The 13,775-nt window shown below is 53.3% G+C and carries 19 protein-coding genes; 9 read left to right on the top strand and 10 right to left on the bottom strand.

Going from position 1 to position 13,775, the window contains the following annotated elements; all coding sequences use genetic code 11:
- The first annotated feature begins 42 nt into the window (after positions 1-42).
- The gene (locus NYE92_RS17340) at positions 43-468 is read left to right on the top strand and encodes a hotdog fold thioesterase (protein WP_259019284.1); all 426 of its coding nucleotides are present in this window, start codon (positions 43-45) and stop codon (positions 466-468) included.
- Positions 469-515: 47 nt separating this feature from the next.
- On the opposite strand, the gene cgtA is transcribed toward NYE92_RS17340, so the two are convergent.
- The 3 genes from cgtA to rplU all read right to left on the bottom strand — a co-directional run bounded on the left by cgtA (position 516) and on the right by rplU (position 2,514).
- The gene (gene cgtA, locus NYE92_RS17335) at positions 516-1,688 is read right to left on the bottom strand and encodes an Obg family GTPase CgtA (protein ID WP_013024341.1); all 1,173 of its coding nucleotides are present in this window, start codon (positions 1,686-1,688) and stop codon (positions 516-518) included.
- A gap of 241 nt (positions 1,689-1,929) precedes the next feature.
- A complete protein-coding gene (gene rpmA / locus NYE92_RS17330; protein ID WP_009092448.1) occupies positions 1,930-2,187 on the bottom strand; it encodes a 50S ribosomal protein L27 in 258 nt (85 codons plus the stop codon).
- A 15-nt stretch (positions 2,188-2,202) separates the two neighbouring features.
- A complete protein-coding gene (gene rplU / locus NYE92_RS17325) occupies positions 2,203-2,514 on the bottom strand; it encodes a 50S ribosomal protein L21 (RefSeq protein WP_013024339.1) in 312 nt (103 codons plus the stop codon).
- A gap of 255 nt (positions 2,515-2,769) precedes the next feature.
- On the opposite strand from rplU, the gene ispB reads away from it, so the two are divergent.
- Together ispB and NYE92_RS17315 are read left to right on the top strand one after the other, a co-directional pair.
- Positions 2,770-3,741 (top strand): octaprenyl diphosphate synthase, encoded by a 972-nt coding sequence (gene ispB, locus NYE92_RS17320; protein ID WP_013024338.1) that lies wholly within the window; start codon positions 2,770-2,772, stop codon positions 3,739-3,741.
- Positions 3,742-3,973: 232 nt separating this feature from the next.
- Positions 3,974-4,255, top strand: coding sequence for a helix-turn-helix transcriptional regulator (locus tag NYE92_RS17315; RefSeq protein ID WP_013024337.1), 282 nt, complete (start codon positions 3,974-3,976; stop codon positions 4,253-4,255).
- A gap of 74 nt (positions 4,256-4,329) precedes the next feature.
- On the opposite strand, the gene murA is transcribed toward NYE92_RS17315, so the two are convergent.
- The 7 genes from murA to mlaF all read right to left on the bottom strand — a co-directional run bounded on the left by murA (position 4,330) and on the right by mlaF (position 9,140).
- Positions 4,330-5,589, bottom strand: a complete 1,260-nt coding sequence (gene murA, locus NYE92_RS17310; protein WP_014595155.1) for a UDP-N-acetylglucosamine 1-carboxyvinyltransferase — start codon at positions 5,587-5,589, stop codon at positions 4,330-4,332.
- A 64-nt stretch (positions 5,590-5,653) separates the two neighbouring features.
- A complete protein-coding gene (gene ibaG / locus NYE92_RS17305) occupies positions 5,654-5,911 on the bottom strand; it encodes a BolA family iron metabolism protein IbaG (protein WP_010251880.1) in 258 nt (85 codons plus the stop codon).
- A 122-nt stretch (positions 5,912-6,033) separates the two neighbouring features.
- Positions 6,034-6,330, bottom strand: coding sequence for a lipid asymmetry maintenance protein MlaB (gene mlaB / locus NYE92_RS17300; RefSeq protein ID WP_013024334.1), 297 nt, complete (start codon positions 6,328-6,330; stop codon positions 6,034-6,036).
- A complete protein-coding gene (gene mlaC, locus NYE92_RS17295) occupies positions 6,330-6,962 on the bottom strand; it encodes a phospholipid-binding protein MlaC (protein WP_024472197.1) in 633 nt (210 codons plus the stop codon). Before mlaC ends, mlaB begins: the two co-directional genes overlap by 1 nt.
- Before the next feature lie 16 nt (positions 6,963-6,978).
- Positions 6,979-7,533: an outer membrane lipid asymmetry maintenance protein MlaD gene (gene mlaD / locus NYE92_RS17290; RefSeq protein WP_014595154.1), complete on the bottom strand. Its 555-nt coding sequence runs from the start codon at positions 7,531-7,533 to the stop codon at positions 6,979-6,981.
- 4 nt (positions 7,534-7,537) lie between these two features.
- Positions 7,538-8,320 (bottom strand): lipid asymmetry maintenance ABC transporter permease subunit MlaE, encoded by a 783-nt coding sequence (gene mlaE / locus NYE92_RS17285; RefSeq protein WP_013024331.1) that lies wholly within the window; start codon positions 8,318-8,320, stop codon positions 7,538-7,540.
- Positions 8,321-8,324: 4 nt separating this feature from the next.
- Positions 8,325-9,140 carry a phospholipid ABC transporter ATP-binding protein MlaF gene (gene mlaF, locus NYE92_RS17280; protein WP_014595153.1) on the bottom strand — a complete coding sequence of 272 codons (816 nt, stop codon included), beginning with the start codon at positions 9,138-9,140 and terminating at the stop codon, positions 8,325-8,327.
- 212 nt (positions 9,141-9,352) lie between these two features.
- On the opposite strand from mlaF, the gene NYE92_RS17275 reads away from it, so the two are divergent.
- Genes NYE92_RS17275 through lptB form a run of 6 tightly spaced genes read left to right on the top strand, consistent with a single transcriptional unit; the run spans position 9,353 to position 13,748 of the window.
- A complete protein-coding gene (locus NYE92_RS17275; RefSeq protein ID WP_013024329.1) occupies positions 9,353-10,333 on the top strand; it encodes a calcium/sodium antiporter in 981 nt (326 codons plus the stop codon).
- Between the two features lie 16 nt (positions 10,334-10,349).
- The gene (kdsD, locus tag NYE92_RS17270) at positions 10,350-11,336 is read left to right on the top strand and encodes an arabinose-5-phosphate isomerase KdsD (RefSeq protein ID WP_029569500.1); all 987 of its coding nucleotides are present in this window, start codon (positions 10,350-10,352) and stop codon (positions 11,334-11,336) included.
- Between the two features lie 13 nt (positions 11,337-11,349).
- Positions 11,350-11,916 carry a 3-deoxy-manno-octulosonate-8-phosphatase KdsC gene (gene kdsC, locus NYE92_RS17265; RefSeq protein ID WP_013024327.1) on the top strand — a complete coding sequence of 189 codons (567 nt, stop codon included), beginning with the start codon at positions 11,350-11,352 and terminating at the stop codon, positions 11,914-11,916.
- Positions 11,913-12,494, top strand: coding sequence for an LPS export ABC transporter periplasmic protein LptC (lptC, locus tag NYE92_RS17260; protein WP_014606755.1), 582 nt, complete (start codon positions 11,913-11,915; stop codon positions 12,492-12,494). The genes kdsC and lptC overlap by 4 nt, the downstream gene beginning before the upstream one ends.
- Positions 12,463-13,017: a lipopolysaccharide ABC transporter substrate-binding protein LptA gene (gene lptA / locus NYE92_RS17255; protein ID WP_014606756.1), complete on the top strand. Its 555-nt coding sequence runs from the start codon at positions 12,463-12,465 to the stop codon at positions 13,015-13,017. Before lptC ends, lptA begins: the two co-directional genes overlap by 32 nt.
- Before the next feature lie 5 nt (positions 13,018-13,022).
- Positions 13,023-13,748, top strand: a complete 726-nt coding sequence (gene lptB, locus NYE92_RS17250) for an LPS export ABC transporter ATP-binding protein (RefSeq protein WP_013024324.1) — start codon at positions 13,023-13,025, stop codon at positions 13,746-13,748.
- The last annotated feature ends 27 nt before the right edge of the window (positions 13,749-13,775 follow it).

The following is a 13,775-nucleotide window of genomic DNA, read 5'->3' as shown; positions in this document are numbered from 1 at the left end:
TCGCAGCGTGGAAGACGATGGCGCAACCCTGGGAGGCTGACAATGGCAACGATCTGGAAACGCGTAGTGTGTCTGGATGCGCTCAATGCGCAGAGCACTCATACGTTGGTGGCGCATGTGGGCATCATTTTTACCGCAGTGGGTGATGACTATCTTGAAGCCACCATGCCAGTAGACAGCCGCACGCAGCAGCCCTTTGGCCTGCTGCACGGCGGCGCCTCAGTGGTGTTAGCCGAAATGCTGGGTTCTGTGGCGGGCTATCTGGCATCAGAGGATGGCAGCCGCGTAGTGGGCATCGAAGTGAATGCCAGCCATCATCGGGCCGTTTCAGGTGGTCTGGTGCGCGGTATCTGTCGTCCGCTGCATGTGGGGAAGCGGTATCAGACGTGGCAGATTGAGATTCATCACGAGCAGGATAAATTATGCTGTAGCGCACGGCTTACCGTTGCGGTGCTGGCGCAGCCCTGAAAGAAATCTGCCCCCGTTCCGGTGGAAAGGGGGCAGTCATAAGCGGTCTAGCGCTGGTAGATGATTTCGACGCCTTCGTCGTCATCTTCATCCCAGTCGTCATCCCACTCTTCATCTTCTTCAACCGCCGCGGTTTCAATGGCTTCTTTGTGGTAATCGTCCCACATGAACTCCACTTTCTCCGGCTGTTTTTCTTCAACGTCAGCTTCTTTCGGATTAGCGTTGATAAAGCTCATCACGTCCCAGCACAGGTCCGTAACGCCCTGACGGCTGGCGGCAGAGATAAGATAGTATTTATCTTCCCAACCCAGCGCCTCGGCAATGGCTTTTGCACGCGCCTGAGCTTCTTCTTCATCAATCAGATCGACTTTGTTGAATACCAGCCAGCGCGGCTTGTTAAACAGCTTATCGCTGTATTTCTCCAGCTCACCCAAAATAATACGGGCGTTCTCAACCGGATCGCTCTCGTCAATGGGCGCAATGTCGATCAGGTGCAGCAGCACGCGGCAGCGTTCCAGGTGCTTCAGGAAGCGAATACCTAAACCTGCGCCCTCGGCTGCGCCTTCAATCAGGCCGGGGATATCGGCCACCACAAAGCTCTGCTCGCTATCCATACGCACCACGCCCAGGCTTGGCACCAGCGTAGTAAAGGGATAGTCCGCCACTTTTGGTTTAGCAGCAGAAACCGCACGGATAAAGGTCGATTTCCCGGCGTTAGGTAAACCCAGCATGCCTACGTCAGCCAACAGCATCAGCTCTAGCTGCAGGTCGCGTTTCTCACCGGGCGTACCCATGGTTTTTTGACGCGGACTGCGGTTTACCGACGATTTAAAGCGGGTATTTCCCAGACCGTGCCAGCCGCCTTTTGCCACCATCAGGGTCTGCTGGTGACGCGTCATATCGCCCAGCGTTTCGCCTGTTCCCTGGTCGATAACACGGGTTCCTACCGGCACTTTAACGGTGATATCTTTACCACGCTTACCGGTACAGTCGCGACTCTGACCATTCTGTCCCCGCTCGGCGCGGAACGACTTTTCGAAACGATAATCGATCAGGGTGTTAAGGTTTTCGTCAGCCACTAAGAATACGTCGCCGCCGTCACCGCCATCACCGCCGTCCGGGCCGCCTTTCGGGATATATTTTTCACGGCGGAAACTGACACAACCATTACCGCCATCACCTGCGACGACCAAAATTGTCGCTTCATCTACAAACTTCATTTTCTTTCTCCGTCACACAATCGTCTGCAATACGCTGCAGACGGGTCCGCCAGGGTCTTCTGCGCGACCAGCGGCGGATAAATCAAAACTGGCTGACGCCAGCGTGTACATAAAGTGTACAGCAAACATTCAGGCGATGTCGCCTGTCGGGCAAGGGGTCGCAGAATGTAAAAAGCCCCGCAACAGTTGCGGGGCCTTCAATTCGTGCGTTCAGACGTTAACCGTCTGCGTCACGACAACCTTACTCAGCAACGATGCTGATGTATTTACGGTTGTTCGGACCTTTAACTTCGAATTTTACTTTGCCGTCTGCAGTAGCAAACAGGGTGTGGTCACGACCACAACCAACGTTGCTACCTGCGTGGAATTTGGTGCCACGCTGACGAACGATGATGCTACCTGCCAGAACAGATTCGCCACCGAAACGTTTTACGCCCAGACGTTTTGCATTGGAGTCACGACCATTTCGAGTCGAACCACCAGCCTTTTTATGTGCCATTTGTCAGATCTCCTCTTACGCCGTGATACCAGTGATTTTCACATCAGTGAACCACTGGCGATGGCCAGCTTGCTTACGGTAGTGCTTACGACGACGAAACTTAACGATCTTAATTTTCTCGCCACGACCATGAGCAACAACTTCTGCCTTGATCACACCGCCTGAAACCAGTGGCGCGCCGATTTTCACGTCTTCGCCATTTGCAATCATCAGAACCTGGTCAAACTCGATGGTTTCACCGGTTGCGATGTCCAGCTTTTCCAGGCGAACGGTCTGACCTTCGCTTACTCGGTGTTGTTTACCACCACTTTGGAAAACCGCGTACATATAAAACTCCGCTTCTGCGCTTGCCTTTCAGTTCATCAGGCGGCGCGCTAAATATTCACAATAGGGCGCGAATTCTACGCAAAACTCAAACAGAAGACAAGAGCACTTTGCACACTCTTGCAGAAAAAAAACACAGGCTCAATGCAAACGTTTCTCAACCTGAAAATTCAAGTACAATCAGTAACAGATTACTGAACGCTGGCTGGGTAAAACCGCTTACCATGGCAAAGAAACGAGTCATAGCTGAAAAGACGAATGAACTTAGAACAGATTAACGAATTAACCGCACAGGACATGGCTGCCGTTAACCAGACCATACTCGACCAGCTGAATTCAGATGTCTCGCTCATCAACCAGCTGGGTTATTACATCATCAGTGGCGGCGGTAAACGCATTCGCCCCATGATTGCCGTGCTGTCGGCGCGCGCCATGGGTTATCAGGGCGATCTCCACGTCACCAACGCGGCGCTGATCGAATTTATCCACACCGCCACGCTATTGCATGACGATGTCGTGGATGAATCCGATATGCGCCGTGGCAAGGCCACCGCGAACGCTGCATTTGGTAATGCAGCCAGCGTGCTGGTCGGTGATTTTATTTATACTCGCGCCTTCCAGATGATGACCAGCATGGGATCGCTACGTATCCTGGCGCTGATGTCTGAAGCGGTGAACGTTATCGCGGAAGGGGAAGTGCTTCAGCTGATGAACGTCAACGATCCTGACATCACAGAAGAGAGCTATATGCGGGTGATCTACAGCAAAACAGCTCGCTTATTCGAAGCCGCCTCTCAGGCCTCGGCGATTTTAGCGGAGGCAACGCCAGCGCAGGAAAAAGCCCTACAGGATTATGGGCGCTATCTGGGGACCGCTTTCCAGTTAATTGACGATTTACTTGACTACAGTGCCGATGGCGAAACCCTGGGTAAAAACACCGGTGACGACCTCAGCGAAGGTAAACCCACCCTGCCACTGCTTCACGCCATGAACCATGGTTCGCCTGAGCAGGCGAAGATGATCCGCGATGCCATCGAACAGGGCAACGGTCGCCATTTACTGGCGCCCGTTCTGGAAGCGATGAACCAGTGTGGCTCACTGGAATGGACGCGTCAGCGTGCGGAGCAAGAGGCCGATAAAGCCATTGCAGCCTTGCAGATTCTGCCAGAAACCCCGTGGCGCTCAGCCCTGGAAGCGCTGGCGCATATGTCAGTCCAACGCGATTTCTGATTTCTGTTCCTGACGGAGCCACCACGGCTCCGTGACCTTCTCCCACTCCCCTTCTTCTTTCACGCGTTACACTCCTTTTGCGTCAGGCCGCTCAGTTCTGTCTGCTTGCCTAAATATTACTGGAATCTTATGGAAATTTTCTGATATAAAATTCGACAACTTTCCAGATAGGATGTAGACAAGTCAGCATCACTCGCGCGTTACGCACTGACAAGGACAAGGAGAAAAGGTTATGCAGAGCAGGACAGAGGACTGGCATCCCGCCGATATCATTGCCGCACTACGTAAACGTGGCACCACGCTGGCGGCGCTTTCACGTCAGTCGGGATTAAGTTCATCAACCCTGGCCAACGCGCTCTCGCGCCCCTGGCCCAAAGGCGAATGGCTGATTGCCGATGCGATCAATGTTCATCCGTCAGAGATATGGCCAAGTCGTTATTACGATCCCGAAACCCATTGTCTCCTGGATCGCAAAAAGCGTGTGCGACCGACTCACAACGAGACCAAAAGCTAGCGTAACGCGATCGGTAGCCGAAAAAAAAACCAGCCTTGTGATAAGGCTGGTTTCATTAGCATGACGCCGCGAGATTATTCGCCGCTGATGCGCTCAATATTCGCCCCCATCGCTTTGAGCTTATCTTCGATATGCTCGTAGCCACGGTCAATATGGTAAATACGATCGACCAGCGTTGTTCCTTCCGCAATACAGCCTGCCAAGACCAGACTGGCCGAGGCACGAAGATCCGTTGCCATCACCTGCGCACCTGACAAGGTTTCTACACCGTGACAGATTGCAGTATTGCTCTCAATTTCTGCATGCGCGCCCATACGAATCAGCTCAGGGATATGCATAAAGCGGTTTTCGAAGATGGTTTCGGTAATCAAACCCGTTCCTTCTGCCACCAGATTCAGCAAGGTAAACTGTGCCTGCATATCGGTCGGGAATCCCGGATGCGGAGCCGTACGCACGTTAACCGCTTTAGGTCGCTTGCCGTGCATATCCAGGCTGATCCAGTCTTCACCGGTTTCGATGTCTGCCCCTGCATCGCGCAGCTTCGCCAGCACCGCATCCAGCGTATCGGGCTGTGCATTGCGGCAGATGACTTTACCGCCGGAGATGGCTGCCGCAACCAGGAAGGTGCCGGTTTCAATGCGATCGGGCAGTACACGGTAAACGCCGCCGCCCAGACGCTCGACGCCTTCGATAGTAATTTTATCGGTACCGGCACCGCTGATTTTGGCGCCCAGCGTGTTCAGGAAGTTGGCGGTATCAACGATTTCAGGTTCACGCGCCGCATTCTCAATCACGGTAGTGCCGGTTGCCAGCGTCGCTGCGCTCATGATGGTGACGGTCGCGCCCACGCTGACTTTGTCCATCACGATCAGCGCGCCCTTCAGGCGTCCGTTAACGGATGCTTTGACATAACCTTCTTCCAGCTTGATCTCTGCACCTAACTGCTCAAGGCCCGTAATATGCAGGTCAACCGGGCGCGCACCGATGGCGCAGCCGCCCGGCAGTGACACTTCGCCCTGGCCAAAACGCGCCACCAGCGGACCCAGCGCCCAAATTGAGGCACGCATGGTTTTCACCAGTTCGTAAGGCGCACAAAAAACGTCTACACCGCTGGCATCAACGTGTACAGAACCGTTGCGCTCAACCTTTGCACCCAATTGCGTCAACAGCTTCATGGTGGTGTCGATGTCACGCAGCTTTGGCACATTCGTGATCTCTACCGGCTCTTCAGCCAGCAAAGCAGCAAACAGAATGGGTAGCGCGGCGTTTTTCGCGCCGGAAATGGTGACTTCACCACTTAAGCGGGTGGGGCCTTGCACACGAAATTTATCCATTAACACGGTTCTCAATTAACTGGCTATAAAACGGTCACGCTCAGGCGAGCAGCCCCGGAGGGAATCAAAAACCGTTGAGTTTACGGTCACGCGCCCACTCTGCAGGCGTGTAAGTTTTGATGGAGACGGCATGAATACGGTTGTCCGCAATAAATTCCATCAGCGGCGCATAGACAGCCTGCTGCTTCTTCACGCGGCTTAACTCACCAAACAGCTCACCCACGGCGATAACCTGGAAATGGCTGCCATCATTGCTCATGACATGAACTTCATCTAAGGGCAGCGCTGCCATCAGCACGGCCTGAATCTCACTGTTTTCCATTGCTCTTAACTTCACTTAATAATAATAAGGCTGACATAGTAGAGGAAAGTGCCTGATTCTTAAATACGCAAAAGCCCCTGTACGGGACCGGGGCTTTGACGAGAAAGGCCAGTTCAGGCGCTTTAATCCGCAGAAACAATAATTTGTTGCAGGTTGTAAAGGGTGATCAACGACTGCAATTTGTCGCCGATTCCCACAAAGCGCAGCGAGCCTCCCTGCTGCGAGGTAATCTCCCGCAGGTGAACCAGCAGCGCAAGTCCCGATGAATCCACCCTTTGCAGGGCGGAAACATCGATCAGTTCGACCGCGTTAACCAGCGCTTCACGCTGCTCCCACAGACTCAGCAGCGTGTCACGATCCAGCTCGCCTTCCAGCCGCAGCGTGTTTGCCTCGCGTGACCAGTGCAGTGATGCCTGCATTATTTGTTTTGATCCAGGGTGATAGGCTGTTTCGCTGAGGCTTCCAGCTGAGCGGTCAGCGCATCGATCCCCTTGGTACGCAGCAGATCGCCCCACTCATTCTGTTTGGTGGTGATCATGCTCACGCCTTCCGCGATCATATCGAAAGCCTGCCAGTTGCCGGTCTGGCTGTTCTTACGCCACTGGAAGTCGAGGCGTACAGGCGGACGGCCCTGAGGATCGATAATGGTCACGCGGATAGCCACAATATTGGTGTTGCCAATCGGCTTCTCAGGTTCAATCTGATAGGTCTGACCGTGATACAGGGCCAGTGCCTGGCCATAAGCCTGAGCCAGATAGTCGCCAAAGGCTTTGAAGTAAGCTTCACGCTGTGCTGGTGTGGCATCGCGGTAGAAACGGCCCAGCACTAATGCACCGGCATATTTGATTTGCACGTAAGGCAGGAGCTCCTGACGAACGATCTCACGCAGATAGTTTGGATCCTGCTTAATTTTCGGCTGTTCGTTCTTGAGACGGGTGAACGTTTTGTTAGCCGCTTCGTTCATCAGTTTATAAGGATTGCTTTGATCGGCCGCGGTGGCTGCCAGTGGCGTGACCACCAGCATGGCGATCATCAGAAAACGTTTAAACATCATGTTATCCCTCTATTTAAGGTTGAGCCGCTGCTGCCGGTGCGGCCATCTCGCCGCCCTGCGCGTCCTTACTGTCACTGGTTTGCTTGTTGCCTTTATTGTCGCCGCTTTTATACAGGAACTGGCCAATCAAATCTTCCAGCACCATCGCCGACTTGGTATCGCGAATCGTCCCGCCGTCATTCAGCATTGACGATCCTAGCTCAGGATCGTCAAAGCCGATATTTAACGACAGAAACTGCTCGCCCAGTAACCCCTGAGTGCGGATCGCCAGCGAACTGGTATCCGGAATCTGATTGGCATATTTATCACTGATATCCATTGTGACGCGCGGCAGTAACGTTTTAGGTTCAAGAGAAATGTCCGTTACGCGCCCAATCACCACGCCGCCAATTTTCACTGGCGAACTGGCTTTCAGGCCGCCGATGTTATCGAAGGTGGCATACAGTTTCCAGGTGGGCTCCGTACCTAAAGATTTGAGATCTGCCACGCGCAGGCAGAGAAACAACACGGCAATCATTGCCATGATCATAAACACGCCAACCCAAATTTCGCTTTTTTTGCTTTGCATCGCATCAATTCCCAAACATCAGTGCTGTCAGCACAAAATCTAAACCGAGCACCGCCAGTGATGCATGCACCACGGTGCGCGTCGTGGCGCGGCTAATCCCTTCAGAGGTCGGGATGGCATCGTAACCGTTGAACAATGCAATCCAGGTGACAGTGACGGCAAACACAGCGCTTTTAATAATGCAGTTGACCACATCGCTACGAAAATCGACGGCGTTTTGCATCGCCGACCAGAAGAAGCCAGGGTCAATCCCTTTCCAGCTCACGCCTACCAGCGCTCCGCCCGTAATCCCTACAGCAGTAAAGATTAACGCCAGCAGCGGCATGCTGATAAAACCCGCCCAAAAGCGCGGCGAAACGACACGGCGCAGGGGATCGACTGCCATCATCTCCATACTGGAGAGTTGCTCCGTGGCTTTCATCAGCCCGATTTCTGCCGTTAAGGCCGATCCTGCGCGCCCTGCAAACAGCAGCGCCGTCACAACCGGACCCAGTTCACGCAGCAGCGACAGCGCCACCAGCATGCCCAGACTGGTTTCAGCGCCATAGGTGGTTAACACCAGATAGCCCTGGAGGCCCAGCACCATGCCAATAAACAGACCGGAGACGACAATGATGACCAGAGACAGTACGCCGATGCTGTAAAGCTGTTTGATCAGCAGCGGAAAGTGTTTACGGAACGCGGGCTTACCGACCAGCGCATGAAAAAGCATTAAACCGGCACGCCCAAAGCTGGCGCAGGTTCCTATTCCCCGGCGTCCTAACGACGCCAGTGCTTTCAACAACATCAGCTTAGATTCTCCCTGAGCCGGTTAAGTCGGCCAAATAGTCGCCCGCCGGAAAACGAAACGGCACTGGCCCATCCGCAATGCCGTCAATAAACTGGCGCACACGGGGATCGTTGTTAGCACGCAGGTCTGGCGTCGTGCCGTGCGCAATAATTTTTTGTCCTGCCACAATGTAGGCGTAATCAGCAATACTCAACACTTCGGGCACGTCGTGGGAAACCACGATGCAGGTCAGGCCCAGCGCATGATTCAGTTCATCAATAAGCTTAACCAGCACGCCCATGGTAATGGGATCCTGCCCTACAAAGGGTTCATCGAACATAATGAGTTCAGGCTCAAGCGCAATCGCGCGCGCCAGCGCAACCCTGCGGGCCATCCCACCTGACAGCTCCGCAGGCTTCAGCTGCGCAGCACCGCGTAAACCCACGGCTTCCAGCTTCATCAATACGGTACTGTGTAAAATCGGCGCGGGCAGCCGGGTATGTTCACGCAGCGGCCAGGCCACATTTTCGTATACCGTTAAGTCGGTAAACAGCGCGCCTGACTGAAACAACATGCTCATCTTTTTACGCGCTTCATACAACTTTGTGCGCGACAATGTCGGAATGTTCTCATCCCGAAACCAGATCTCACCGCTGTCAGGTTGCAGTTGCCCGCCAATTAAGCGTAGCAGCGTTGTTTTCCCGATCCCCGACGGCCCCATAATCGCCGTCACTTTACCTTTTGGCACCGTCAGCGAAATATCGTCGAAAATTTTGCGATCGCCACGTGAAAAACTCACGCCACGAACCTCAACCAGGTTCGTTTTTTGTTGGATCATTATCACCTCTATTACGGTTCGGGCGTCAACATAGGGTACGATGGTAGCCTGTTAAGGCTAAACGCACGATAGCTTTACAGAAACTTAATACAAAGATTTGGCGAAAACGGTCATAAAATTTACTTTTGCCGCTCAGAAGGTCAAAATCAGCGCCTGTTTTGTCACAAAGAACCTGAAGGCGAGCCGACAGGGGTTTTAAGCAAGGATTTTTCATGTTCGTCGCTACCGCACTGCTGATTATCGGACTGCTTTTACTGGCTTATGGTGCCGATCGTCTGGTGTTTAGTGCTGCAATACTTTGTCGATCCTTTGGCATCCCGCCCTTGATCATCGGCATGACCGTCGTCAGTATCGGCACCTCGCTCCCGGAGATCATTCTCTCTTTCTCGGCAGCGCAGTACGGACAGATGGATCTGGCGGTGGGCACCGCGCTTGGCTCAAACATCACCAACATTCTTTTGATTCTCGGTGGCGCGGCCTTGCTGCATCCCCTGAGCATCCATTCCAATTTAATACGCCGTGAACTGCCGCTGATGGTGCTGGTCTCACTTCTTAGCGGCATCATGTTATTTGATAACTATCTTAGTCGCCTGGATGGCCTTGCACTGATTGCTATCGCCGCGATTTATCTGATAGTGACCATCCGCATCGCGCGCAAAGCAGAGAAGGACAATAACGATACGTTAACGCGCGAACAATTAGCCGAACTGCCGCGTGAAGAGAGCGGAAATACCGTCGCCTTTCTCTGGCTGGCCGTCGCACTGATTATCCTGCCCATGTCGACGCACATGGTGATCGATAACGCGACCGTATTTGCGGATTACTTTGGCGTCAGCGAGTTGGTCATGGGGCTGACGCTCATCGCGGTCGGCACCAGTCTGCCAGAGCTGGCAACCGTCATCGCGGGCGCGCTGAAAGGTGAAGATGATATCGCTATAGGCAACCTGATTGGTGCCAATATTTATAATCTGGCTATCGTTCTGGGTCTGCCGGCCCTGATTCATCCCGGCAGCGTAGACTATCACGCATTTGCGCGCGATTACTGGATAATGCTGGGTGTCAGCGTGCTGTTCGCCATGCTTTGTCTGCTGCGTCGCCGCCGGGTTGGCCGTACGGCGGGCTCGCTTTTACTCTGTGGTTTCTTCGTCTGGGTAACGCTGCTGTGGCTACAGCCGGCGTTTATGGACGGCTAAAAAGGACAGATTCGCCATGTCATATCAGCAACCAACGGTAAATTTTGATTTTCAGAAAGCCGGTAAAACGGTATTACGCATCGAGCGCGAAGGCCTGGAGCAGCTTGATCAATATATTAATGAGGCTTTCGCCGACGCCTGCGCACTGATTTATGCCTGTCAGGGAAAAGTTGTGGTCATGGGGATGGGCAAGTCGGGCCATATCGGGAAAAAAATGGCGGCCACCTTTGCCAGCACCGGCACGCCGGCGTTCTTTGTGCATCCCGCTGAAGCCAGCCATGGCGATCTTGGCATGGTAGGTAAAGACGATGTCGTCATCGCGATATCTAACAGTGGCGAATCCAGTGAGATTTTGGCGCTGATACCGGTAATGAAACGCCAAAAGATTCCGTTGATCGGTATGACAAGCCGTCCTGAAAGCGCCATGGCCCGCGCCGCAGATATCCACCTGTGCGTGAAAGTCCCACAGGAGGCCTGTCCGCTCGGCCTGGCACCCACCACCAGCACAACCGCAACGCTGGTCATGGGCGATGCGCTGGCCGTTTCCCTGCTGGAAGCCCGCGGCTTTACGCCAGAAGACTTTGCCTTGTCCCATCCGGGCGGTGCGCTGGGCCGGAAGCTGCTGCTACACGTCAGCGACATTATGCACAGCGGGGATGAACTCCCGCACGTCACTCGCGATGCTTCCCTGCGTGATGCCCTGCTGGAAATTACCCGTAAAAATCTCGGCCTGACGGTTATCGTGGACGATCTGATGAAGATCGAGGGCATCTTTACCGATGGTGACCTGCGCCGCATCTTTGATATGGGCATTGATTTTCAACACGCCACTATCGCTGAAGTCATGACCCGGGGTGGCATTCGCGTGCGGCCTAACGTGCTGGCGGTGGATGCGCTGAATTTGATGCAAACCAAAAACATTACTTCCCTGCTGGTGGCCGATGACGACCGTCTGTTGGGTGTGGTACATATGCATGACATGCTGCGCGCTGGCGTAGTGTAAACAGGAAGACATAATGCAGTCGGAAAATGCCACTTTAGAAACGTGCTACGGCCCGGTCAGTTCAGATGTCATGACGCGCGCCAGTAAAATTCGCCTGCTGATCTGCGACGTTGACGGTGTGATGTCGGATGGCCTGATTTATATGGGGAACAGCGGCGAAGAGCTGAAAACCTTTAACGTGCGCGATGGCTATGGCGTTCGCTGCCTGCTGACCTCTGACGTCGAAGTGGCTATTATTACCGGCCGCACGGCCAAATTACTGGAAGACCGCTGTAAAACGCTCGGGATTCGCCACCTTTATCAGGGGCAATCAGATAAGCTTTTGGCCTATGGTGAACTTCTGGATACACTGTCGCTCTCTGACGATCAGGTCGCCTATATTGGCGACGATCTGATTGACTGGCCAGTGATGGCGAAAGTCGGGCTAAGCGTGGCTGTCGCCGATGCCCATCCATTGCTATTGACGCGCGCGAACTACGTTACCCGTATTGCCGGTGGGCGCGGCGCGGTGCGGGAGCTGTGCGATCTCATCTTAATGGCGCAAAATAAATTCGAGGATGCCAAAGGGCAATCAGTATGAGTAAAAGCAGGCGTTGGATAACGTTGGGTCTGGCCTTGATTGCGCTGGTGCTTATTGGCTGGAATTTCACTAACCGGGATGGCGACAACAGCGCGCCGGTAGCGAATAATGATCAAACGCCAACCTACACTAGTGCCAATTCGCATACCGTAGTCTACAACCCGCAAGGCGGGCTGGCTTATAAGCTGATATCGGACAAAGTCACCTATTACGAAGACAGCGGAATAAGCTGGTTTGATAATCCGGTGATGACTACCTATGACGAAAATAAAATGCCGACCTGGACGGTACGTTCAGATAAAGCAAAGCTTACCAAAGATCGTATGCTGTATCTGTACGGCCATGTTGAGCTGAATGCTCTGGCTCCAGATTCTGAGCTTGAGAGAATTAAAACGGATAACGCTCAGGTCAATCTTGTCACGCAGGACGTCGCCTCTGACGACCAGGTGACGTTATATGGCCGCAGTTTTAACTCTACCGGTATGAAAATGCGCGGTAATTTACGGACAAAGAACGCCGAGTTAATCGAAAAGGTCAAAACTTCTTATGAAATTCAAAATGAACAAAAACCGCATTAAGTTTTTACTGGCCAGTATGCTGCTTGCAACCAGCCTGCCTGCTCTGGCGCTGACCGGTGACTCGGACAAACCCGTCAATATCGACTCTGAGAATCAGTCTCTGGATCTGCAAGGCAATGTCGCGACCTTCACCGGTAATGTTATTGTCACCCAGGGATCGATCAAAATTACTGCGGATAAAGTGGTGGTCACGCGTCCGGGCGGTGACAGTAAAAAAACCATCGTAGATGCTTACGGTAACCCTGCCACCTTTTACCAGATGCAGGACAACGGCAAACCGGTTCAGGGTCATGCGTCCAAACTGCATTATGAGCTTGCCAATGACTTTGTTGAGCTGACCGGCAACGCCTACATTGAGCAACTGGACAGCAACATCAAAGGCGACCGCATCACCTATCTGGTAAAAGAGCAAAAAATGCAGGCTTACAGCCAGGGCCAGAGCAAGCGCGTAACGACCGTGCTGGTGCCGTCGCAGTTGCAGGATAAGCCCGCGTCAACCAACAGCGAAAAAAAGAGTAACTGATCACTATGGCCACATTAATCGCAGAAAACCTGGCAAAGGCTTATAAAGGCCGCCGCGTGGTTGAAGACGTCAGCCTGCAGGTAAAGTCCGGTGAAATCGTCGGGCTGTTGGGTCCAAACGGTGCGGGTAAAACGACCACCTTTTACATGGTGGTGGGCATTGTTCCGCGCGATGCGGGACGCATCATTATTGATGACGAAGATATCAGCATCCTGCCGCTTCATGCGCGTGCGCGCCGCGGCATTGGCTATCTGCCGCAGGAAGCCTCAATCTTTCGTCGCCTGAGCGTTTACGACAACCTGATGGCGGTCCTGCAAATTCGTGATGACTTAACCGAAGAGCAGCGACAGGATCGGGCTAACGAGCTAATGGAAGAGTTTCACATTGCTCATCTGCGCGACAATATGGGGCAATCGCTGTCGGGTGGTGAGCGCCGTCGCGTAGAAATTGCGCGTGCGCTGGCAGCGAATCCGAAATTTATCCTGCTGGATGAACCCTTTGCCGGGGTCGACCCGATTTCCGTTATCGACATCAAAAAAATCATTGAACACCTGCGTGACAGTGGCCTTGGTGTTCTCATCACCGACCACAACGTGCGTGAAACGCTGGCGGTCTGTGAACGCGCCTATATCGTCAGTCAGGGAAACCTGATTGCGCACGGTACGCCGAATGAAGTCCTTGCAGATGAGCAAGTTAAACGGGTTTATTTGGGTGAAGAGTTCAGACTCTGATAAGGTGTCGTTAATACTGATGTTTAC

The sequence above is a fragment of the Pantoea sp. B566 genome, from assembly GCF_024793925.1.
Classification (GTDB): Bacteria; Pseudomonadota; Gammaproteobacteria; order Enterobacterales; family Enterobacteriaceae; genus Pantoea; species Pantoea ananatis.
The sequence above is the reverse complement of the archived record's forward strand: the minus strand, read 5'-3'. Positions and strand labels throughout refer to the sequence as shown.

Coding starts and splice junctions, on each gene's coding strand:
- ispB (WP_013024338.1), top strand. CDS start 2,770: ATGAACTTAGAACAGATTAACGAATTAACCGCACAGGACATGGCTGCC.
- rpmA (WP_009092448.1), bottom strand. CDS start 2,187: ATGGCACATAAAAAGGCTGGTGGTTCGACTCGAAATGGTCGTGACTCC.
- kdsD (WP_029569500.1), top strand. CDS start 10,350: ATGTCATATCAGCAACCAACGGTAAATTTTGATTTTCAGAAAGCCGGT.
- mlaB (WP_013024334.1), bottom strand. CDS start 6,330: ATGCAGGCATCACTGCACTGGTCACGCGAGGCAAACACGCTGCGGCTG.
- cgtA (WP_013024341.1), bottom strand. CDS start 1,688: ATGAAGTTTGTAGATGAAGCGACAATTTTGGTCGTCGCAGGTGATGGC.
- lptA (WP_014606756.1), top strand. CDS start 12,463: ATGAAATTCAAAATGAACAAAAACCGCATTAAGTTTTTACTGGCCAGT.
- ibaG (WP_010251880.1), bottom strand. CDS start 5,911: ATGGAAAACAGTGAGATTCAGGCCGTGCTGATGGCAGCGCTGCCCTTA.
- rplU (WP_013024339.1), bottom strand. CDS start 2,514: ATGTACGCGGTTTTCCAAAGTGGTGGTAAACAACACCGAGTAAGCGAA.
- kdsC (WP_013024327.1), top strand. CDS start 11,350: ATGCAGTCGGAAAATGCCACTTTAGAAACGTGCTACGGCCCGGTCAGT.
- NYE92_RS17315 (WP_013024337.1), top strand. CDS start 3,974: ATGCAGAGCAGGACAGAGGACTGGCATCCCGCCGATATCATTGCCGCA.
- lptC (WP_014606755.1), top strand. CDS start 11,913: ATGAGTAAAAGCAGGCGTTGGATAACGTTGGGTCTGGCCTTGATTGCG.
- mlaE (WP_013024331.1), bottom strand. CDS start 8,320: ATGTTGTTGAAAGCACTGGCGTCGTTAGGACGCCGGGGAATAGGAACC.
- lptB (WP_013024324.1), top strand. CDS start 13,023: ATGGCCACATTAATCGCAGAAAACCTGGCAAAGGCTTATAAAGGCCGC.
- mlaD (WP_014595154.1), bottom strand. CDS start 7,533: ATGCAAAGCAAAAAAAGCGAAATTTGGGTTGGCGTGTTTATGATCATG.
- mlaF (WP_014595153.1), bottom strand. CDS start 9,140: ATGATCCAACAAAAAACGAACCTGGTTGAGGTTCGTGGCGTGAGTTTT.
- NYE92_RS17275 (WP_013024329.1), top strand. CDS start 9,353: ATGTTCGTCGCTACCGCACTGCTGATTATCGGACTGCTTTTACTGGCT.
- murA (WP_014595155.1), bottom strand. CDS start 5,589: ATGGATAAATTTCGTGTGCAAGGCCCCACCCGCTTAAGTGGTGAAGTC.
- mlaC (WP_024472197.1), bottom strand. CDS start 6,962: ATGTTTAAACGTTTTCTGATGATCGCCATGCTGGTGGTCACGCCACTG.
- NYE92_RS17340 (WP_259019284.1), top strand. CDS start 43: ATGGCAACGATCTGGAAACGCGTAGTGTGTCTGGATGCGCTCAATGCG.